The 18,262-nt window shown below is 69.2% G+C and carries 21 protein-coding genes and 1 tRNA gene; 6 read left to right on the forward strand and 16 right to left on the reverse strand.

The genetic code is table 11. From position 1 onward, the window contains the following. Window positions 1–19 precede the first annotated feature (19 nt). Window positions 20–2,485 (reverse strand): hypothetical protein, encoded by a 2,466-nt coding sequence (locus AB0M51_RS17660; RefSeq protein WP_344194162.1) that lies wholly within the window; start codon window positions 2,483–2,485, stop codon window positions 20–22. Between the two features lie 173 nt (window positions 2,486–2,658). After that, on the reverse strand, window positions 2,659–3,453 hold the full coding sequence (locus tag AB0M51_RS17665; protein ID WP_344194164.1) for an SDR family oxidoreductase: 795 nt from the start codon (window positions 3,451–3,453) through the stop codon (window positions 2,659–2,661). Between the two features lie 88 nt (window positions 3,454–3,541). On the opposite strand from AB0M51_RS17665, the gene AB0M51_RS17670 reads away from it, so the two are divergent. From AB0M51_RS17670 to AB0M51_RS17690, 5 genes are all read left to right on the forward strand, one after another. Further along, window positions 3,542–4,309 (forward strand): hypothetical protein, encoded by a 768-nt coding sequence (locus AB0M51_RS17670; protein ID WP_344194166.1) that lies wholly within the window; start codon window positions 3,542–3,544, stop codon window positions 4,307–4,309. Then, entirely contained in the window at window positions 4,306–5,142 is an 837-nt protein-coding gene (locus AB0M51_RS17675) for a DUF4097 family beta strand repeat-containing protein (protein WP_344194168.1), read from the forward strand. The genes AB0M51_RS17670 and AB0M51_RS17675 overlap by 4 nt, the downstream gene beginning before the upstream one ends. 99 nt (window positions 5,143–5,241) lie before the next feature. After that, a complete protein-coding gene (locus AB0M51_RS17680) occupies window positions 5,242–5,487 on the forward strand; it encodes a hypothetical protein (protein ID WP_344194170.1) in 246 nt (81 codons plus the stop codon). After that, window positions 5,484–5,672: a hypothetical protein gene (locus AB0M51_RS17685; RefSeq protein WP_344194172.1), complete on the forward strand. Its 189-nt coding sequence runs from the start codon at window positions 5,484–5,486 to the stop codon at window positions 5,670–5,672. The genes AB0M51_RS17680 and AB0M51_RS17685 overlap by 4 nt, the downstream gene beginning before the upstream one ends. Before the next feature lie 125 nt (window positions 5,673–5,797). Beyond that, window positions 5,798–7,267, forward strand: coding sequence for a hypothetical protein (locus AB0M51_RS17690; RefSeq protein WP_344194173.1), 1,470 nt, complete (start codon window positions 5,798–5,800; stop codon window positions 7,265–7,267). Between the two features lie 48 nt (window positions 7,268–7,315). Here the strand turns inward: AB0M51_RS17690 and dcd are convergent, their stop codons facing one another. Further along, a complete protein-coding gene (gene dcd / locus AB0M51_RS17695) occupies window positions 7,316–7,891 on the reverse strand; it encodes a dCTP deaminase (protein ID WP_344194175.1) in 576 nt (191 codons plus the stop codon). A 126-nt stretch (window positions 7,892–8,017) separates the two neighbouring features. Next, window positions 8,018–8,458, reverse strand: coding sequence for a MarR family transcriptional regulator (locus AB0M51_RS17700; protein WP_344194177.1), 441 nt, complete (start codon window positions 8,456–8,458; stop codon window positions 8,018–8,020). Window positions 8,459–8,832: 374 nt separating this feature from the next. On the opposite strand from AB0M51_RS17700, the gene AB0M51_RS17705 reads away from it, so the two are divergent. Next, window positions 8,833–8,906 (forward strand) — tRNA-Gly (locus AB0M51_RS17705). 79 nt (window positions 8,907–8,985) lie between these two features. Here AB0M51_RS17705 and AB0M51_RS17710 read toward each other — a convergent pair. The 12 genes from AB0M51_RS17710 to AB0M51_RS17765 all read right to left on the reverse strand — a co-directional run bounded on the left by AB0M51_RS17710 (window position 8,986) and on the right by AB0M51_RS17765 (window position 18,055). Further along, complete coding sequence (locus AB0M51_RS17710) at window positions 8,986–10,152, reverse strand: site-specific integrase (RefSeq protein ID WP_363749598.1); 1,167 nt, start codon at window positions 10,150–10,152, stop codon at window positions 8,986–8,988. Next, window positions 10,152–10,418, reverse strand: coding sequence for a helix-turn-helix domain-containing protein (locus AB0M51_RS17715; protein ID WP_363749599.1), 267 nt, complete (start codon window positions 10,416–10,418; stop codon window positions 10,152–10,154). The genes AB0M51_RS17710 and AB0M51_RS17715 overlap by 1 nt, the downstream gene beginning before the upstream one ends. Further along, window positions 10,415–11,737, reverse strand: a complete 1,323-nt coding sequence (locus tag AB0M51_RS17720; RefSeq protein ID WP_363749600.1) for a DUF3631 domain-containing protein — start codon at window positions 11,735–11,737, stop codon at window positions 10,415–10,417. The genes AB0M51_RS17715 and AB0M51_RS17720 overlap by 4 nt, the downstream gene beginning before the upstream one ends. Further along, on the reverse strand, window positions 11,734–12,615 hold the full coding sequence (locus AB0M51_RS17725) for a bifunctional DNA primase/polymerase (protein WP_363749601.1): 882 nt from the start codon (window positions 12,613–12,615) through the stop codon (window positions 11,734–11,736). Before AB0M51_RS17725 ends, AB0M51_RS17720 begins: the two co-directional genes overlap by 4 nt. 23 nt (window positions 12,616–12,638) lie before the next feature. Further along, the gene (locus tag AB0M51_RS17730; RefSeq protein WP_363749602.1) at window positions 12,639–13,061 is read right to left on the reverse strand and encodes an RRQRL motif-containing zinc-binding protein; all 423 of its coding nucleotides are present in this window, start codon (window positions 13,059–13,061) and stop codon (window positions 12,639–12,641) included. After that, on the reverse strand, window positions 13,061–13,417 hold the full coding sequence (locus AB0M51_RS17735) for a hypothetical protein (RefSeq protein ID WP_363749603.1): 357 nt from the start codon (window positions 13,415–13,417) through the stop codon (window positions 13,061–13,063). Before AB0M51_RS17735 ends, AB0M51_RS17730 begins: the two co-directional genes overlap by 1 nt. A gap of 185 nt (window positions 13,418–13,602) precedes the next feature. Next, window positions 13,603–15,834, reverse strand: a complete 2,232-nt coding sequence (locus tag AB0M51_RS17740) for a cell division protein FtsK (protein WP_363749604.1) — start codon at window positions 15,832–15,834, stop codon at window positions 13,603–13,605. A gap of 2 nt (window positions 15,835–15,836) precedes the next feature. Further along, window positions 15,837–16,718: an ABC transporter permease gene (locus AB0M51_RS17745; protein WP_363749605.1), complete on the reverse strand. Its 882-nt coding sequence runs from the start codon at window positions 16,716–16,718 to the stop codon at window positions 15,837–15,839. After that, window positions 16,718–17,086 carry a hypothetical protein gene (locus AB0M51_RS17750; RefSeq protein WP_363749606.1) on the reverse strand — a complete coding sequence of 123 codons (369 nt, stop codon included), beginning with the start codon at window positions 17,084–17,086 and terminating at the stop codon, window positions 16,718–16,720. Before AB0M51_RS17750 ends, AB0M51_RS17745 begins: the two co-directional genes overlap by 1 nt. After that, window positions 17,083–17,331, reverse strand: a complete 249-nt coding sequence (locus AB0M51_RS17755) for a hypothetical protein (RefSeq protein ID WP_363749607.1) — start codon at window positions 17,329–17,331, stop codon at window positions 17,083–17,085. The genes AB0M51_RS17750 and AB0M51_RS17755 overlap by 4 nt, the downstream gene beginning before the upstream one ends. After that, entirely contained in the window at window positions 17,328–17,810 is a 483-nt protein-coding gene (locus tag AB0M51_RS17760; RefSeq protein ID WP_363749608.1) for a DUF3307 domain-containing protein, read from the reverse strand. Before AB0M51_RS17760 ends, AB0M51_RS17755 begins: the two co-directional genes overlap by 4 nt. Next, entirely contained in the window at window positions 17,807–18,055 is a 249-nt protein-coding gene (locus tag AB0M51_RS17765; protein ID WP_363749609.1) for a DUF6284 family protein, read from the reverse strand. Before AB0M51_RS17765 ends, AB0M51_RS17760 begins: the two co-directional genes overlap by 4 nt. Window positions 18,056–18,262 lie beyond the last annotated feature (207 nt).

An 18,262-nucleotide genomic window follows, 5' to 3' on the forward strand; every position in this document is an offset into this window, starting at 1 on the left:
CGCTTACCGGTCAGACTTTTCAGAGACCGCCGGCGCCGACCAGCTGCGGGTCGATCGACAGCACCCGGACAGGCTTGCCGGACGCCTTGGTCGGGATCACCAGCGCGACCTGGTGGAGGTAGTCCTGGTGCAGGCTCTGCGTGTACTTGACCATGCTGCTGAACGCGGTGGCCTCGCCGCTGGTCCAGTACGCGTTCGAGCCCGGCTCGACGCGCTGCAGGTACTGCTCGGTGAGCGACAGGAACACCAGGGCGTCGCCGTTCGAGGTGATGAAGGACAGCGGCGTACCGGACGTCAAGAACGCGTCGGTGACGCTCGCGATGTACGGCTCGGCGGTGTCAGAGGCCTTCGTCTTCGCGCGCAGGTCGAGCAGGCCCTGCAGGCTCGGCGAGGCCGCGAAGGACTTCGCCTGCTGGGCCTTCGCGCCGCCGGACAGGTACGCCGCGAGGTCCTTCGCGACGGCGTCCGGCTGCGCCCGGAGGAGGTTGAGGTCGGCGGTGTCCGGCGTACGCAGACCGTCGAGGGACGGGACCGGGGCCGTCTTGGCCGGGTAGACCGAGTGCGTGAGCAGCCACGGGGCGCCCGCGCTCTGCCGCTGCCAGACGCCGAGCTGGCGGCTGTCCGGGGCGTTCGAGACGCCCGAGCTGACGACGAACCGCATCGGGTACGACGCGAACTGCGGGGCGCCGATCTCCGGGTTCGTGTAGGTGAACGGCTTCGACACGTCCTTGCCGGCCGCGTCCAGCTTCCGGCCGATCTCGAAACCCGCCTGGGTCTGCGCGAGCGTCGGGTTTCCCTCGATCGTCGCCGAGATCTTGGCGTCGCGGGTCCGGTTCGCCTGGTTGTTGAGCTGGTTGTAGCGCTGGACGACGGCCTGGGCGTCGGCGAGCGTGACCGCCGGGCGGGTGTCCGGCACGGTCAGGCTGTTCTTCGGGGGCAACAACCCACAACTCGTTGTCGTCAGCAACAACGCGCCACTGGCGAGCAGGGCCGCGGTCCGCCGGACGGCCTCGTCACTCTTCACGAACTCAGGCGACGCCGCCAACGGCACCGTCTCCTCGCCCTTTCCCGCCGCCGAACCCGACCCCTCCGCCGCCGAACCCGATCCCGCCGCCGAAACCGATCCCGCCGCCGAACCCGATCCCGCGGTCGGCGTCGAACCCGACCGCGTGGTCGGTCGTCCGTCGGCCGGTTCGCGGTGGACGGGCGCCTCGTACCGCGCCCCGGCGCCGATCAGCACGGGCGCCTTCGCCCGCTGGACCGCGGCGGCCGACATGAACATCGGCGCCGCCGGAACCGCCGGCGCGTTTCGCGCCGCAACAGGCTGCATCCGCGCGGCAGCAGCCGCCGGAGCGGCTGCGGGGACCCCGGCGCGGGGCCCGGCCGGAGCGGCGGCGGGAGTGGAGGTGGTTGCGGCGGTCGCGGGAGCGGCGGTCGAGGCTGAGTCAGCAGTCGCGGCAGCGGCAGCAGCCACGGGAGCGGCGGACGCAGCGGAAGCAGCAGTCGCGGCAGCGGCGGCGGGAGCGGCAGATGCAGCGGCGGAGCCGGCGGTCGTGGGAGTGGCGGTCGGGGTGGAGATGGCGCGGGCGGCGGCCGGGGTGGATGTGGCGGGGGTGGGTGTGGGTGTGGGTGTGGTGGGCAGTGCGGTCGGTGCTGTCTCGGTGGCCGCGGGTCGGACCTTGGCGGGCTGTTCGGTCGGCTCGGCGGATTCTGGGAGCGGGGCGAAGGGGCTGACGCGGTCGGGGTGGAAGGGGGACACGCGGTACGCCGGCTCGTCGTGCTCCTCGGCGGCGATCGGCAGCTCGGCGGGGGCGGTCGGGACCAGAACCGGGATGCGGGTGTTGATGACCGGGATCTCCCGGGTGTCGGTGAGCTCATCGCGGGCCGGGCGGCGCCGACGCATCAGCGCCACACCGAAGGCCAGCACCAACACGCCGGCTCCCAGCACCAGCAGGCAGATGCCGAACAGCCGGTGCACCTGGAGGCCGAACGTGACCTGCGCGGCGACCGCCGGCGTACCGTCCGCGTTCATCACGACGACGTCGTACCGCCCGTCCTGGACCGGCCAGCTCAGAGACTGCCCGCCGGCCGCCGACTGCGCGACCCACCAGTCCAGGTCGCCCGGCGGCGTCAGCTTGTTGGTGCGGCCACGCACCTCCTCGGTGCCGAACGCGGCCGGCAGACCGAACCGGGTCACCTGCGTGTGCGAGACGCCGGCGAGGTAGTCGCGGACGTCGAGATCCTGGGCGACGCCAACGAACAGCGGCTTGTCGCCGGACGCGCTGACGTGCAGCGTCGGACCGTGGCGGTCGAGCAGCTGCGGTGCGCTGACGACGGCGAGACCCTTGCTCGCGAGCTCGCGGTGCGGGGTCGTGATCGTGTTGTCCGGGCCGACCAGCCAGAAGGCCGCGACGGCCCCGGCGACGGTGGCCACCAGGCCTGACAGTGCCAGCAGCAGGCCCAGGGTGATGCGGGCGAAACGCATGAAGAGGCTCCCGTTGGTACGACGAGCCCGGCCACGGACGGGTGCAGCCGGACGGCGGGATCGCGGTCCGGACCGCCTTCGGCAGCCCGAAAGCAGTATCCGTAACCTCACCCGTTGTCACTGACTAACTGATCCAACAAGAATCTGTTACGGACTCGTCTCCACCGATGGTGCTAGTGCAGGTACGACGCCCCGTTGAAGTCGAGGACCGCGCCGCTCGCCCAGTTCGCTTCGGCGGAGGCGAGCCAGTAGATCGCGTTCCCGACCTCCTCGGCGGTGGCTACCCGGTTGAACGGGCTCTGCGCGCGGATCGCGTCGCCACCCGGACCGGCCAGGAAGGACTCGGTCATGTCGGTGGCGATGAACCCGGGCGCGATTGACGTCACGGTGATGTCATGCGGCGCCAACGACGCCGCCAGGGACTGCCCGAGCGCGTGCAGTCCCGCCTTGGATGCGCCGTACGCCGGGACGTCGGGCTCCCCGCGGTACGCGCCGCGGGAGCCGACGTTCACGATCGCGCCCCGTCGTACACCGTCCGCCGGGTCTACCTCGAGCATCTGCCGCGCGACGCACCAGGTGACGTGCGCGGCCCCCTCCAGGTTGACGGCGAGGGTACGGCGCCAGGTCGCGACCCACTCGTCGTACGACGTCTCGGCCAGCGGATGACCGACCCGCCGGGAACCTGCGACCGGCTCGTCGACGAACATCGCGGCGTTGTTCACGAGTACGTCGATCCGCCCGAGCGCGGCGGCCGAATCCGCAACCAGGGCAGGGATTGCGGCCGGATCGCCGAGGTCCGCGGCGACCACCGCGTGGCCGTCGCCGGGCAGTGCTTCGCGGATCTCGTGCGCCCGGTCGACGGCGCCGCGGCAGTGCAGCACGACGCGATCGCCGGCTGTCGCGAACGCCCGCGCGGCGGCCGCGCCGACACCTCTGGATGCACCCGTGATCAGTACGCCTCTGCCCATGGGGTCATTCTGCCTTGACGCCAGTTCGACGGCGTCATGACATCACGAGGGTTGACAGTGACGTCATCATGACGTCATGATTGCTGTCATGGAACTTGACCACTACCTCGAGTCGGTCCGGCGGAGCGTCGAGAACGCGACCGCCCTGGCCGACGAGCAGACTCGCTCCGTGGCGCAGCGCCTCGGGGCCACGCTGGATGACGCGGGCCGCCTGGCCCTCATCTCAGCCCTGTCCGACGCCGCCGGGGAGATCAGCCGCGAGCTGTCCCCTGGGTCGGTCGAGCTCCGGATGGCCGGCGGCCGCCCGGAGTTCGTGGTCACGCCGGCGCCCAGCCAGCTGACCGGTCCGGACGAGATCGACGACGACCTCGAGGACGACGTCCAGGACGCGACTGCCGAGCAGATCGTGCCGGACGCCGACGAGCCGAATGCGCGGATCACGCTGCGGCTGCCGATGTCGATCAAGAACAAGGTGGACGAAGCCGCCGACGCCGAGGGCATCTCCTCGAACGCGTGGCTGATGCGCACCGTGATGACCGAGCTCAGCGCCGGCCGCCGCGGTGGCCCACGCCCGCCCCGGCCGCCGCGCCCGCCCCGTGGCCCGGTGTTCGGCCCCGAGGGCCCGCTGGGTCCGAACGGACCGCTCGGCCCCGATGGGGTCTTCGGCCCGAACGGCGTCTTCGGTCCGAACGGGCCGTTCGGTGACGAGGGCGTGTTCGGCCCGGAGCGCGGCCGGGACCGCCGCCGGGACGACCGGGAGCGGCGCCGCGAGGACAAGGACCGGCGACGTGAGGACAAGGACCGGCGCCGTGGCGGACACGGCCCGGGTCAGCGAGTGACGGGATGGGCGGAATGAGCGAGTACAGCGCGACCCAGCTGAACGACGACGAGAACGACCGGATCGATCGGATCCGGATCGAGATCGGCTCCGGACTGGTCGAGGTCGGACCCAACCCGGACGGCGAGGGCACCGCGCTCTCGATGAAGGTCGAAGGTGACGACGACGGCGTGGTCTGCGAGGTCCGCGACGGCGAACTGGTCATCGAGAGCCCGCGGAACGTCCGGCGCGGACCGGACATCACCGTCCGGATCGCCACCTCCGCGGTGCTCGACGCCCGGGTGAAGACCGGGTCCGGCGACATCGTCGCCGACGTACCGCTCGGCTCGGCACGGCTCGCGACCGGCTCCGGCGACGTCCGGCTGGCCCGGGTCGAGAGCGAGGTCGGCGTCAACACCGGCTCCGGCGACGTCCGGATCGGGTCCGCCGCCGGAGCGGTCCGGGCCAGTACCGGCTCCGGCTCGATCGACATCGAGGAAGCCGGCGACGCGCTCGGCCTGAGCACCGGCTCCGGTGACGTCACGATCGGCGACGCCGCCGGCCCCACCTCCGTCAAGGTCGGCTCGGGAGACATCACCATCGAGCGGATCCGCGACCACTCGGTCGCCACCTCCGGTTCCGGCGACGTCAAGGTCGAGATCGCCGACGCACCGAGCGTCCAGGCCGAGACGGCCCGGGGCGACGTACAGATCGGGGTCCCGGACGGGCTCCCGACGTACCTGGACCTGAAGACCGTCACCGGACGGATCCGCTGCGACCTCCAGCCCGGCGACAAGCCGGCCGAGGGCGACCGCGCCCTGATGTTGCGCGCCCGCACAGTCTCCGGCGACATCACCGTCGTCAAGGTCTGACCTTCACCACCACGGCACAAGGTCCCGCCACTGGGGGCGGGACCTGGGTCGAGCACTGCCAAAAACACAGCACGGGGACAACGCGAGGGGAGAACCACCATGATCACCGAACACGCCGAAGTTGCCCGCTACCGCGTCGCCGAGCAGTTGCGCGCGGCCGAGGTCAGGGCGCAGCGCCGCGAGCGGAAGCCGCGCACCGGCGCACGCGAAAGCCTGGCCGTCGCGCTGCGCCGCCTGGCCGACAAGCTGGAGCCCACCTCCCGGCGCCTGACCGAGCCGGCCACCCGCCCGCTGACCGACGCCAACCCCCACCGCCGCGGCACCGGCCTCTCCATCGTCCGATGACCGAGTCCCTCACCCTCCACCCCGAGCCGCTCGCGCCCGGCGTACTGCTCGCGCCCCGCCGGCCGACCACAGGCGAGCTGGAGGCGCGGACCCCGGCGGCCGCGCCCGCGAGTGGCGCCGTGGGGGCGCTCTACACGCTGCTGGAACGGATGGGCCTGCTGGGATCCGGACCACAGGGGCGCTGACAGCAGGAAATTGCAGGTTGATGCAACGCCTGTGGATAACTCCCGGGACCGACCCACGAACACTGCTAGCGTTCAGTCGATCATTCTCGGTCGACCTGGGAGAGAAACCAACGATGTTGCGTCCGATGGTGGCAACTACAGCTGTCACCGCAGCCCTGATCCTGCTCGCGGGTTGCGGCGGCGACAAGAAGTCCGACTCGGGCTCAGACAACAACAGCGGCGACAAGTCCAACTCCTCCGCCTCGCCCACCGCCCCGAGCGTCCCCACCTTCGACCCCCCGAAGTCCTTCGCCATCGGCCGGGCGTACCCGGTCCTCAAGGACCCGGCCGAGTCCACGCTCAGCCACGCGGGCGTGGCGCTGGTCGGCAAGGTAGCGGTCGCCGGTAACAAGAAGGTCCTCAACGGCCACGACGTCACCGATCCCAGCAAGACCTGGTCGATGCAGGTGCCTCCGGCCACGACCACGACGGTCAGCATGGCGCTCCCGCCGAAGGCGGTGAAGGTCGACGGCAAGGACGTCGCGGTCGTCGCTTACGCCGAGACGGACAAGGGCAACGGCACCCAGAAGCCGCAGGGCCTCGTGGTCGTTCGCTGGGTGGACGTCTCGACCGGCGAGAAGATCGCCGAGACCTCCACCAAGACCGGTGAAGAGCAGCCAGGCCTCGGGACCGTGGCGTACGACGTCGAAAGCGGTCAGATCGCGGTTCAGGCCGGCTCCTGGACGGTGTTCGCCGACCCGGCAACGAAGAAGGCGACGCTTGTCCCGGGTCTCGAGCCGGCCGCGGTGCACAACGGTGTGATCGTGGGTCAGAAGGAGGCAACGGGCCCCCAGGTCGTCGACGCCACGATGGTGCTTGCCGATGGTGCGAGCGGGAAGATCACCAAGAAGGTCGGACCCCCGATGGGCGACTTCAACGTGCTCGCGGGGACCAGCAAGCACGCTTACTTCTACGGCATGAAGTACATCGACTACGACGCCGGGACGGAGGCCGAGGCGCTCTACTCGGTCGACCTGTCGACCGGTGCCGTGGTGACGACCGCGCTGCCCAAGGCCTCGGCAGAGTCCGGCTCGTGGACCTGCTACTCGGACGAAGCGGCGTCGGTCGCGTGCGTCCAGCAGGCGACCGCCGACAAGGGGGAGACGATGATCGGGTTCGACGACGAGACCGGCAAGAAGACCTGGGGCTTCTCGAGCGACTCCGGCAACCGCAACGTTCCCGAGGTGACCGCCGCTTACCACGGCGTCATCTATGCGAAGACGGAGGCCCAGCCCGTGCTGCTGGACGCGAAGACCGGTGCGGACCTGCCGAGTGCGACTCCGTCAGGAAGCCCGAGTTCGAGTGACAGCCCGTCGACGGGCAGCACGCCGAGCGACGGCGACAGCCCGACGTCGGGGGACACTCCGTCCGAGGGATCGACGCCGGGTTCCGATTCGAGTTCCGGGAACGGCGACCTTTCGCTCTTCGACGGCACGCTCCAGTCGCCGACGTCGGTCTCGCCGTACGGTGGCGTCTACAGTCAGCAGCCGCACGGTGACTACACCGTCACCAACGAGCTCGACTCGGTCGTCGTGTTCATGAAGGCGACCGCCTGATCCATCGAAAAGGGCCCCGGGAGGTTTCCCGGGGCCCTTTTTCGTTGGTCAGATGTCGGTGCGGTGGAAGTTTTTGTAGGAGCGCGACGGGGTCGGGCCGCGTTGACCCTGGTAGCGGGAGCCGTACTTGCTGGAGCCGTACGGGTGTTCGGCGGGGGACGAGAGGCGGAAGAAGCACAGCTGACCGATCTTCATCCCTGGCCAGAGTTTGATCGGGAGGGTGGCGACGTTCGAGAGTTCGAGGGTCACGTGGCCGGAGAAGCCGGGGTCGATGAAGCCGGCGGTGGAGTGTGTGAGCAGGCCGAGCCGGCCGAGCGAGGACTTGCCCTCGAGGCGGGCGGCGACGTCGTCGGGGAGGGTGACGAGCTCGTACGTCGATCCCAGGACGAACTCACCGGGATGCAGGATGAACGGTTCCTCACCGTCGGGCTCGACCAGCCGGGTCAGGTCCGGCTGTTCCTCGGACGGGTCGATATGCGGGTACCGGTGGTTCTCGAAGACCCGGAAGAACCGGTCCAGCCGTACGTCGACGCTCGACGGTTGCACCATCGTCGCGTCGAACGGGTCCAGCTGGACCCGTTTCGCGTCGAGCTCGGACAGGATGTCACGGTCGGAGAGCAGCACGCTCGCACGTTAGCAGCGTGCTGCCCATCCGCACAGCTCGAGGAGGCCGTTCCGGTGCTGGAGCGTCCGGAGCCCTCAGCTCTCCGGCGGGCCGCATCACCAGACCTGGGCCTCAGGCAACTATCGTCAGTTTGCCAGTTTGTTGAACTTCGACACCTGGGTGGCGAAGGTCTTCACCTGCGTCGGGGACCAGTCCTTGAGCAGGTCCTCGATCACCTTGTGCCGCTTCTTCCGGGCCGCCGTCAGCTTGCGCTTGCCGGCCGCGGTCAGCGTCAGCAGGGTCGCACGCGCGTCCGACTTGTCGGCCGCCCGCTTCAGCAGGCCCTCTTCCTCCAGTCGCGCGCAGGCCCGGCTGACCGGTCCCTTGTCCACCTCGAGTGCTGCCACCAGGTCGGCCATCCGCACCGGCGCCAGTTCCTCCACGTGGTTCAGCAACGCGTACTGTGCCGGCTCCAGGTCCGGGTGCGCCTCGTCGGACAGCGTCCGCTGCAGACCGCGCAGCCGGCGTGCCAACGTGACGAGCTCCTTCTCCAGGTTGTCCACCGCGTCACTTGTGTCTGTTGCCACCGTTCACCCCTTCATCCAGTTGCCCCGCAACCAGCTCGCCCGGTCCAGGACTCGCGTCCTCACGTTGCGTCAAATGTTGCCCCCGGCAACGCGTTCTAATCTGCCAGAAGATGACGAACCTGCCCAGTCCTGAACGTGCCCTTTGTGAAAAACTGCCCAAGAACCCCGGGTGCAAACCGCCCGATCGGCTCTTTTCGATGCGTCCGGCACCTTCTCGGGGTGTATCCCGCTGACGCCGCAGCAAACCGGGTTCCGGGTGCCCGGAACCCGGCTCGCTGCCCGGAAGTAGGCAGTTGCTTCCGGCGCGCGGACCCGGCGTGGTTGCGAGCCCCGACATCGGCTATGCTCTTCACCGCTGCCGGGAGACCGGCCAGGCGGGTGTAGTTCAATGGCAGAACATCAGCTTCCCAAGCTGACAGTGCGGGTTCGATTCCCGTCACCCGCTCCACAGCTCAGCCCCAGGTCAGAGGCACATTCCTGACCTGGGGCTGAGTCATCTCAGGGGCCTGGGAGTGGCGGCGTGCCCGTTACGTGCCCGATGCGACCGGCAACGCGCCGTCTTCGTCGTCTCCGTCCTGGTCGGTGCCGTCGTCGGCCCGCAGTCCGTCCAGGTGGTCTGACATGGCTTGAGCGAGGAACCGTTGCCGACTGTCCCGTGTGTGGATGTACCGCACGGCGGCCCGGGTGCTGGCATGTCCCATCCGCTGCATCAGGTCGGCCAGGGTCGCGCCGGACTCGGCGGCCCAGTTGTTCCCGGTGTGGCGTAGGTCGTGGAAGTGGATCACGCCGGTCACCTCGGCGGCCGTCAACGCCTTCCGCCAGGCTCGCTGGAAGTTCGACCGGCGAAGCAGTGCACCCTTCGACCCTGTGAACACGTGCGACTCCGCACCCGGCTTCACGTAGATCTCGAAGTGCAACCGAAGGTCCTCGATCACCAACTCCGGGAGATGAATGTCCCGCACGCCGGCATCCGATTTCGGCGGACCGATCCGGAGTTCCCCGGTCGGGAGTTCGACAGCCGCCCGCCGTACCTTGACGACGCCACGACTCAGGCTCACGTCCCGCCTTTGGAGTCCGGCCAGCTCACCCCATCGGAGACTGCCCATAGCCGCCAACAAAACAAGCGCTCGATAGCGAGGTGCAATCCCGCTGGCGATTCGGTAGACCTCGGCAAGGGTCAGCGTCGGCCGTTCGGGACTCTTCTCCGTTGCCGCACCTTTGATGTAGCAGGGGTTGAACTCAATCATTCGGTCCTCCACAGCGGTCGTCAGAATCGATCGCAGCAGCCGATATGCCTTTGCGGTGGTGACTGGTCCTAGGCCGCCGTCCAGGAGCGATTTCCTCCAGGTTCGGAGCATCGGCGCCGTGAGTTCGTTCAGCGGTTCGGTGCCGAGCGACGGCGCAATGTGATTGCGAAGCAGCCCGTTGTAGAGAACCAGCGTCTTCGGGCGGAGCCCGGGTCGTTCGTCAATCCACTTCCGTGCATACGCTCCGAGTGGTGTACCAGCGAGAGCCGGATTAATCCACTGCTTGCTCAGCAGCTCGGCTTCCTTGTTGGTCAGCCAACGTCCCGCGTCCGTCTTGTTGGCGAATGTGTGCGGTGCGGGCCGGTCAACACCGTCCGGTCCGGGGTACCGCGCCTGCCAGCGGCCGGACGGCAATTTGCGGACACGTCCAAATCGACGCTTCGTCATCAGGCAGCGGTCCTTTCCAGAGCCGGGCGCATGGGTTCGACGGTGTTCTGTTCGATCAGTTCGCGGATCGCGGATTCGGGGATGCGCACCATGCGACCGATGCGCACGAACCGGATGCGACGTTCGGAGATGAGGCGACGCGGGAACCTCACACCGCTGGTGTTGAAGGTGCCGAGCATGACCGCCGCCTCCTCCACGTCGAGCAGCCGGTCACTGTCACTTGTCGGGGTCGTCAACGTCGTCCTTCCTTGGGGCTGTCTGCTCATGCGCAGTCCGTCTGGTTGTTGTCGTCGGCAAGGTCCGGAACCGCCCTCAGTCCCCAAGCCGTCCCAGCCGTCCCAGGCGTCCCTTCGCAGGTCAGGTGCGGGACGGCTTGGGTCGGTGGGACGGCTTGAGCCGTCCCGGGGGTGGAAGCCGTCCCCGGCGTGACCTGCGGTGGGACGGCTGGGACGGCTGGGACGGCTTGCCCCGTACCGGCGTCGTCGGTGGTCGTTTCGGGTTCGGGGCAGTAGCGGTTCCACGCGTCGGTGAAGGCGTGGCGGTGGTAGCCCTTGGCCTGTCCGGTCGGGAACCGGATGTTGCCGCTGCGGATCTCGAAGTCGCGCAGCAGCATGCCGAGCTTCATCGGTGACAGTCCGCCCGATCCGAGCGTCGCCCACGGCGCTTCGTCGTCGGCCAGGAGCCGTTGCAGCAGGTCAGCGGTGGGCAGCGCGTCGGCGTCGCGGAACGCGGTCCGGCAGTCGGCTAGCAGCCGCACCGACAGCGGCAGTTCGGCGGAGTCTTCCTGTTCGGCGAGCAGGGTCAGTGCGGCTTGCCGGGCGTCGGCGGCCCAGTGACCTCCGGCGAGGTCGGCAACCGCAATGAGCGGTTCCCAGGTGTCGGCGGCGCGGTCTTCTAGCGGCATCGCGGGCATGGCGTCGGTCAGCTCGTCCACGTGCGCCGTGAGCCACTCGTGCAGCCGGTTGCGGACCACAGTCAGCGCCGGGCCGTCCCGTCGCACCCGGTAGGGCTGGACGGTCTCACCGGCAGCGCGGCGGCGCATCCGGATCACGGCAGCGCGGTCCTCGATCGTGTCCGGCATCGCGCCAATCCCTGCCAGGGCAGCCATAGCGAACGTCTCGTGACTCTCGACGCGGTTCAGCCCAGCGTTGTACCGCTTGGTCGGCCGCCCACGCTGGTGACCCGCGTTGAGCAGCCCGCGCAGGTCTTCGTGGTCGCCCGCCTTCGGGCCAAAGATCGTGTCGGCCTCATCGATCAGTAGCGTCGGCGGGTCGCTCGGAGTGAGACCGATCGACCGGTAGACCGCTGACGGGGAGGCGTTCGCGGTCATCATCGGCTGGTGGCACATGGCCTCCACCAGGTCCAGCAGCCGCGATTTCCCGCACCGGCGCTGCGGTGCCCGGATCACCAGCCGTGCGGCACAGTTCCACGCCGGTACAGCGTGCGTCGCGGCGATCCACAACACGACGGCGATCAGCGCGGCCGGGCTGGGCAGGATCACGTACCGGGTGATGGTGGCGGCCACGTCGTCCAGCAGCTCGGCACCGTTGACCCGCTCGGGTGTGGTGTCGGTCGGGGTAGTCATGCTGCGATCCCTTCGTCATGGAAGCCACCGGAGATAGCGGCTCGAATGTCGCGGGCGGTCTGTTCGACTTGCTGCCCCACGTCGGTCAGTGCGGCGATCGCGTCGTCTCGGCTGATCGCACCGGCCGCGACCATCCGCGCAACCCCACGTGCGGCGCCGTAGAGCGTGGTCCGGCGCTTGCCCTCAGGTGCGTTGCGTACGGCGTTGAGCGTGGACGTCAGGAGGCTGTGAGGGTTCGAGATGCCCCCCGCTCGGGTGGTGCGGATCGGTCCGGCCGGGCGGGTCGTGGATTCGGCCGGCGTGGGAGGCAGGCAGGATTCGATCAGCGGCGGGGGCATCTCGCTCGGTTCGCACAAGCCGTCGCCCCACTGGTACGGCTGGTGGGTGCGGTGGTGGATCGACGGGGGAAGCACGACGTACCCGCCGTCGGCCTTCACGTCGATCCCGGCCCGCCCCGGCATCGGCCGTGAGCCGATCTCGCGGCCGGGGTGGCGGTAGTACAGGTGCACGCCACCCGAGCCGGTGCGGACCCACAGGGTGCGGGGAACCAGCTCGTGCGCCACCAGCTCCGCGAGACTCACGCCTCCGCCATGCGCCGGATCCACATCCACGACCACCAGCCCGGAGACAGCTCCGGTACGTACCGCGAGCTGTCCGGCTGGGACGGCGGCGACGATCTGTGCGACACGGTCGGGGTCGGTGGTAGCGGCGTAGAACCCGTGGCAGGTCAGGTGCCCGCAGGTCGCCGGGTCGTGGGCGTCCGCAGGCTGGTTGCGGCAGTCGTTGCAGTTGGCAACAGGCCGTTTGGAGCGACCGAGCATGAACACCGGCCAGCCACGCTTGGCGGCAGCGACGGCGGCGGTCAGCAGGTCGTTCATCGGAGATCTCCTCTCGAGGTCGGCTAGGCGGCGGTGACGTGTTCGTACGCGTACATGCAGGTGTCACAGAGCGGGTCGTGCGTCGGCACGCAATAGGTCTCGACGCGCCCGCACTTGCGGCAGGTACGGCGGGCCTGCATCGCCTTGTCCAGCGCGTTGAGCTGCAACGGCGACGGCGTACGGGACGGCTTGGCGAGATCGAGCCGGTACAGCCACGCCCAGCGCTTGCCGTTGCGCCACACGAGCAGCGCGTACGGCTCCTGACCGCCCGGTGACATGCGCATCGCCCGGAGCTGGCGGCGCGTGGCGAGCCCTGCCGGCGCCCACCGGAACTTGAACACCGGAGTGCCGTAGTAGTCCCAGCCGAGCGCCTGTTGCCCGTTCCACAGCTCCACCCACTGCGACCGCGACGGGTGCAGGCTGAGACCTGCCAGCACGGCGCACATCACTTGTCGCCCTTGCTGGTGGAGTTCTGGCCAGCGCCCCGGACGGCGCGCATGTGGTTGATGACGTGGCGTCCGAGCCGGACCCGCAGCCCGGACCCCTCGCACTTCCCGCAGTGCCGGAACGCCTTCCCGAACGGTGACTTGAACTTGCCGACGCCCTTGCAGCGGCGGCACTTGCCGAACGGCCAAATCAGGCAGGTGAGCAGGTAGAACGCGACGACGGCGGTCACGATCAGTGCGATCGTGGCGACCTGTCCGGCCGTGTGGACGGTGGCGGCGAGGGTAGCGCCAGCGTCGGAGCTGTCGCTACCGTGGGTAGCGGTCGTGAAGGTAGAGGTAGCGGCGCGGGACAGCATGGGAAGCCTCCAGGGGCCGGTTTTTGGGCGTGAGGGACCGTGGCCGCGACCCGCTACCTGCGGAGATACGGCCTGGTCAGCTACGAGATTCGAGGTAGCGGGGTGGGGTAGCGGTGCCGCTACCGGTAGCGGTGAGCCCGCTACCGGAGCCGTCCCACCACCCCACCTCGATTGGTCACCGAGTGTTACCGGGTGTTGCCGCCGTTCCTGCGGTCGATGGCGGCGCGGATATCGTCGGCGCGGCAGCCCTTGCGGTTCACGCCGTCGCGCTTCACGTCCCGGCTGGGCACCTTCAGTGCCCGGGCCTGAGCCGAGATCGCATCGGGCGTCGTGCCGTCGTACTGCTCGGGCATCTCCTCTGCGAGCCGTCCGGCGATCGCCTCCCAGTGCGCGGCGGTGTCCGCACCGAGCACGGTCAGGATGTCGGCCAGCACGTCGCGGGTCTCCCGCTCGATCTGCTCCCCGGCCGCCTGCCCGGTGAGGGTGCCGAGCCGTTCGCGGTGCTTGCGGGCGGCATCGAGGATCTTGTCCGCGTCCTTGCCGTCAGCCAGGAACGACCGCACCGTAGGCGTGGCGTCGGCCGCGCCGTACAGGTAGCCGATGCCCCGGAACTTGTCACCGACCGGCAGCGAGGACGCGTCGTAGCCTTCCTGGTAGGCGTCACCGCCGAGCACGGCCATGGACACGTCCCGGTTACCGCAGCGCAGCGCATAGCGAATGGTGTGGTTGTCCCGGAACCGGTTGAACAGCCGCTCCACGTCGCCCGCGCCGACCCGTGACGGCTTCTGCGACGCCGACACCAAGATCACACCAGCGGACGGGCCGATGGCCAGGATCTTGGACAGCTTGTCCGCGATCTGCTTGTTGACGTTCTGGTCTGCGGTCTCGAAGTACACCTGAAACTCTTCCATCACCAGCACCAGCACCCGCAGCTCCGGGTAGCGCCGATCCCGCGCCAGTTGCGGGGTGAGCTTGCCGTCGGGGCACTCGTCGACCGGCAGGGAGGTGAGCCGGGCGTTGACCTTGTCGATGTGGTCGAGGATCTCGTCCAGGATCGCCAGCAGGTGCCCGATCGGGTCGTCATCGAGCGGGTTCGGCAGTTCCCCGAACACCATCCGGTGCGCGACCTTGCGGAAGCTCAGCCAGTCCGGCGACTTCTTGCCGTCGACAACGATCAGCTTCACCCACGGGTCCAGCGCGGCATGCAGGGCGATCAGCCGAGCAAAGAACGTCTTGCCCTTGCGTGGCTGGGCACCGATCAGCAGCGAGAACCACATCAGCGACAGCTCGACCAGCCGGTCCCGCTCATCGCGGCCGAGCTTCATCGGCTCCCAGATCGAGCGCTGCTTGCCGTCCAGCAGGTCCGTGCGACCGGCCGGGATCGCCAGCGGGTCAGTGTCCGCCACGAACAGCATGTGACGGCGGCTGGACGTGTCGTCCTCGGACAGGAACACCTGCCGCACGTGCACATCCAGGCCGGAAGCGATCTTCTCCCGCGCCTTCAGCACATCGCTCCAAGACTTGCCCCAGGGCAGATCGATGACCACCTGCGTGCCCTGGTCGGCCGCGTCCCGCGACATGATCGACCCGAACGTGACCTGCTGATCGGTCTTGTCCGGGTTGCCCAAACCCGCAGCGTAATAGGCACGCAGAACCACATCCGAGGTGAGCTTGCGGTACCGGGGCGCGACCACGGCCGTGCCGATCAGCGTCTGCCCTTCCGGGCGGCCGAAGTGCGCCAACGCAGCCGTGGCGATCGCACCGGCCGCGACCAGGGCAGCACCGGGCGCGGCGCTGTAGGCGATCGGCGCGCCGATCAGCAGACCCAGGTTCTGCAACGCCAGCACACCACCGCGCCACATGCGGGTTGCCTTTAGCTGGCGGTGGATCTTCTCCCACTCCTTCAGCTCGCCCGCGTCGGCGGCCTTCTGCTCCAGCGCGTACGAGTTCGGCACCCACCACCAGTTGAGCTGGTTGCGCACCAGGCGCGTGAACCCGCGCCCGGCGAACCAGCCGAGCTTGACGCCGTACCAGGGCGAGCGGACCGCGTGGAACGCGGCCACATGCCCACTGCGAACGAGGGCGCGGCGGATCGTGCCGCGCAGGTTCCCCGGCCGCAGATGCACCGGGATGATCGGGATCCGGGCACCCTCCTGCACCGGCAACGCCAGCCCCGGCGTGTCCACCGGCACCAGCACGTTCCCGGTCGCCGGGTCCTCGTCCGCGTCCCCGTCGAGGGCGACTTCGTAAGCGGTGTCCATCCGCTGCACCTCACCCGGCGCGAGCGGAACCAGCACGCCGGCCGTTTCCTCCGAGGTCGGGGCGGTCATCGGTACGGCGTCCTGTACGTCCTCGCGGCGGGCGCGGCGCGCGTCCAGGTCGATCGGGTCGGGCAGGTTGTTCATCGGCTCAGTCATGGTCAGTGGCTCCCGTTCTCGCGGGTGTGGATCAGGTGGGCCAGCGCGGCGCCCATGCCGAGCACGGCAACGGGCAGGCAGGCAACAGCGGTGGTGATCAGCCACGGGGCACGGGACACGCCAGCGGCCTCTAGCAGGTGGTAGGCGACCTGCCCCAGCGCGCCCAGTGCGAGGGCGGCCAGAGCGGACCGCTTGGCGAACCGGCGCGCCTTGGCCGGGACGCGGCCGGACAGCCACACCCGCAGCGCGAACGCGGCATAGGTCTCGACACCAATCGGAAGCGTGATCGCAGAGTTGATCGTGAAGCCGTCCGCGATACCGGGCAGCGGGTGCACGACACCGAACCCGGTCAGCTCACCGAGCCCGACCCAGCCGGACCAGACCGCGACGAACGCGGGCAGCGCCAGCAGCAGCACCGGCCAGGACCGAACCGGGCGCATCTCGTCGGGGTCCTCAGAACCGGTCTCAGCATCGGTGTCCGGGGTCGGCTCGGAAGCCGGGGAGATGCCCCCCGCGCTGTCCGGGTAGGCAGCCGCGGGGACCAGCTCGGCCGGGAACACCTCAGCGTCGGAGACCGGGTCCGCCTGCTGTGTGACCTGCACAGACTCCTCCGGAGCGTCGTTGGCGGCCGTGTCGGCGGTCGCAGTCTCGGCGGTGGTCTCGTCCGGGTCCGGCACCGAGTGCAGCCGAGTTTCCGGGCGGTCCTCGGTGCGCTCCTCGGTGAGTGCGGCGTGGACGGCTTTGGCCTTGTCCTTGCCAACCCGCAGGTGCTTCATGAGCCGGTTCTGCGACGGGATCTCGCCCAGCTCGACGGCGAGACGGCGGCCAGCCGGGATCAGGTCCTCCACCGGGACCGGGTACGACGTACGAAGCGGCGTGCTCATCACTCGTCCTCCTTGTCCAGGTAGAAGCCCTGCAGGGCGATGGCGGCCTGAGCGGTGCTCGTGCTCTCGGCGGCCCGGGTGGCGTGAATCGCGGTCGCGGTCAACGCGGCGGTTGCCTCGATCAGGCTCTCGCCGGGGTCGCGGGCGTCGTCGTACACCTCGAACTCGGTCAGCGACCGCTCAAGGCCGGCCGCGATCTGCCGAGCGAGCTGGGCAACGGCGTCCTGCATCTGGCTGAGCGAGCCCAGCAGTACGTAGGCGACCGGGGCCGGGATCGTGGCCATGGTGGTGGCGTGCTTCAGCGTCTGGATCGCCTGATGGGCGTCGTTTGCGGTCTTGAACATGGCGTCGGTGCGTTCGGGGTTCATCGCGCCGGACCTCCCGTCAGGTGGTTAGCGACCCAGCCGCCCGCGTGGGGCAGCGTGTCGGTGGTGTGCATGAGGTGATCGCCGTGCCAGACGACCCATGCCGTCCCCAGCGCGGTACGGGGCGAGACGACCTGAACGAGGTCGTAGCCCGCGAGCTTCCACCAGCCCAGATCCACCTGAACGAGCTCCGACACCGGCAGCTCGGCAACCTGACCAGCGGTCGCGTTGGTCATCAGCGCGGTCATCGGACACCCCCGGACAGCAGCACCGTGAGCAGAGCAGCCGCGAACAGGCACAGGTGGTGGAACGACTGGTCCAGTGCGTATCCGGCAGTACCGAGCGACGGATTGTCGTCGTAGGCGTTGCCGTTGCGGTCAGTGCCGGCACGGGGTACGCCGAGCCGCAGGAAGTCCGTCTTTCCGATCCAGCGGGCGAACCGCTCCAGGTGGATCCGGCGATCGGCCAGGTAGTGCGTCGCGGCGGACAGCGCCTGACCGGCAACGAAACCGAGCCAGGACAGGTGCAGGTCAAGGACCTGCCAGACCAGCAGTCCGAGCAGGGCCGTGGTCGCGGTGTAGCTGGCGACGTGGCGCAGGCAGGCCAGCCGACCGGCCCACCCGGGCTTGCCCTTGCAGGTGGCCTGCGTGTGCGTCTGAATCCAGTGATCCCCAACGGTGTGGGCGGTCAGTAGAGCCAGCATGTAGGCGGCGAATGCGGCGGTCATGCGACGATCTCCGTTCCCGTGGCGCGGTCGGCCAGGTCACGGCCGATCTCCAGCACCCGGCGCTCGGCGCGCCGCACGCGGCGCGTCTCCAGCTCCGACGCGTACGGACCGGCGTTGATGAACGCGATCTCCGCGTCCAGTAGGTCCAGCCCGGCCGCGATCAACGGCCACTCCTGCTCAATCGCGGTCAGCTCAGCGGCGGACGGTCCCTCGCTACTGACGGCGGACAGGTGGATGATGCTCATGGGTTGCGCTCCTCTTAAGACGACTAGTGCGACCTAGACACCTCGGCGGTTGCACCCGCCGGGGTGTCGCTTCTCGAAATCGCTTTCGAGCTGCGATTTACAGTAGCGCCAACTGCCCTTTGATCGCAACAGGGGCGCGATATTCTGTGTGACGTGACTGATCCACGGAGTGCTCTAGAGGCCGCGACCGCCCGATACCGAGAGACT

The sequence above is a fragment of the Kribbella sp. NPDC051137 genome (assembly GCF_040682535.1).
Lineage (GTDB): Bacteria > Actinomycetota > Actinomycetes > Propionibacteriales > Kribbellaceae > Kribbella > Kribbella karoonensis.

Bases quoted from the DNA above. Each gene is read 5' to 3' on its own strand.
- AB0M51_RS17710 (WP_363749598.1), bottom strand. From the start codon at position 10,152: ATGACGAAGCGTCGATTTGGACGTGTCCGCAAATTGCCGTCCGGCCGC.
- AB0M51_RS17665 (WP_344194164.1), bottom strand. From the start codon at position 3,453: ATGGGCAGAGGCGTACTGATCACGGGTGCATCCAGAGGTGTCGGCGCG.
- AB0M51_RS17750 (WP_363749606.1), bottom strand. From the start codon at position 17,086: ATGAACCCCGAACGCACCGACGCCATGTTCAAGACCGCAAACGACGCC.
- AB0M51_RS17680 (WP_344194170.1), top strand. From the start codon at position 5,242: ATGATCACCGAACACGCCGAAGTTGCCCGCTACCGCGTCGCCGAGCAG.
- AB0M51_RS17730 (WP_363749602.1), bottom strand. From the start codon at position 13,061: ATGTGCGCCGTGCTGGCAGGTCTCAGCCTGCACCCGTCGCGGTCGCAG.
- AB0M51_RS17735 (WP_363749603.1), bottom strand. From the start codon at position 13,417: ATGCTGTCCCGCGCCGCTACCTCTACCTTCACGACCGCTACCCACGGT.
- AB0M51_RS17745 (WP_363749605.1), bottom strand. From the start codon at position 16,718: ATGAGCACGCCGCTTCGTACGTCGTACCCGGTCCCGGTGGAGGACCTG.
- AB0M51_RS17725 (WP_363749601.1), bottom strand. From the start codon at position 12,615: ATGAACGACCTGCTGACCGCCGCCGTCGCTGCCGCCAAGCGTGGCTGG.
- AB0M51_RS17685 (WP_344194172.1), top strand. From the start codon at position 5,484: ATGACCGAGTCCCTCACCCTCCACCCCGAGCCGCTCGCGCCCGGCGTA.
- AB0M51_RS17690 (WP_344194173.1), top strand. From the start codon at position 5,798: ATGGTGGCAACTACAGCTGTCACCGCAGCCCTGATCCTGCTCGCGGGT.
- AB0M51_RS17740 (WP_363749604.1), bottom strand. From the start codon at position 15,834: ATGACTGAGCCGATGAACAACCTGCCCGACCCGATCGACCTGGACGCG.
- AB0M51_RS17660 (WP_344194162.1), bottom strand. From the start codon at position 2,485: ATGCGTTTCGCCCGCATCACCCTGGGCCTGCTGCTGGCACTGTCAGGC.
- AB0M51_RS17755 (WP_363749607.1), bottom strand. From the start codon at position 17,331: ATGACCGCGCTGATGACCAACGCGACCGCTGGTCAGGTTGCCGAGCTG.
- AB0M51_RS17720 (WP_363749600.1), bottom strand. From the start codon at position 11,737: ATGACTACCCCGACCGACACCACACCCGAGCGGGTCAACGGTGCCGAG.
- AB0M51_RS17765 (WP_363749609.1), bottom strand. From the start codon at position 18,055: ATGAGCATCATCCACCTGTCCGCCGTCAGTAGCGAGGGACCGTCCGCC.
- AB0M51_RS17715 (WP_363749599.1), bottom strand. From the start codon at position 10,418: ATGAGCAGACAGCCCCAAGGAAGGACGACGTTGACGACCCCGACAAGT.
- AB0M51_RS17760 (WP_363749608.1), bottom strand. From the start codon at position 17,810: ATGACCGCCGCATTCGCCGCCTACATGCTGGCTCTACTGACCGCCCAC.
- AB0M51_RS17670 (WP_344194166.1), top strand. From the start codon at position 3,542: ATGGAACTTGACCACTACCTCGAGTCGGTCCGGCGGAGCGTCGAGAAC.
- AB0M51_RS17675 (WP_344194168.1), top strand. From the start codon at position 4,306: ATGAGCGAGTACAGCGCGACCCAGCTGAACGACGACGAGAACGACCGG.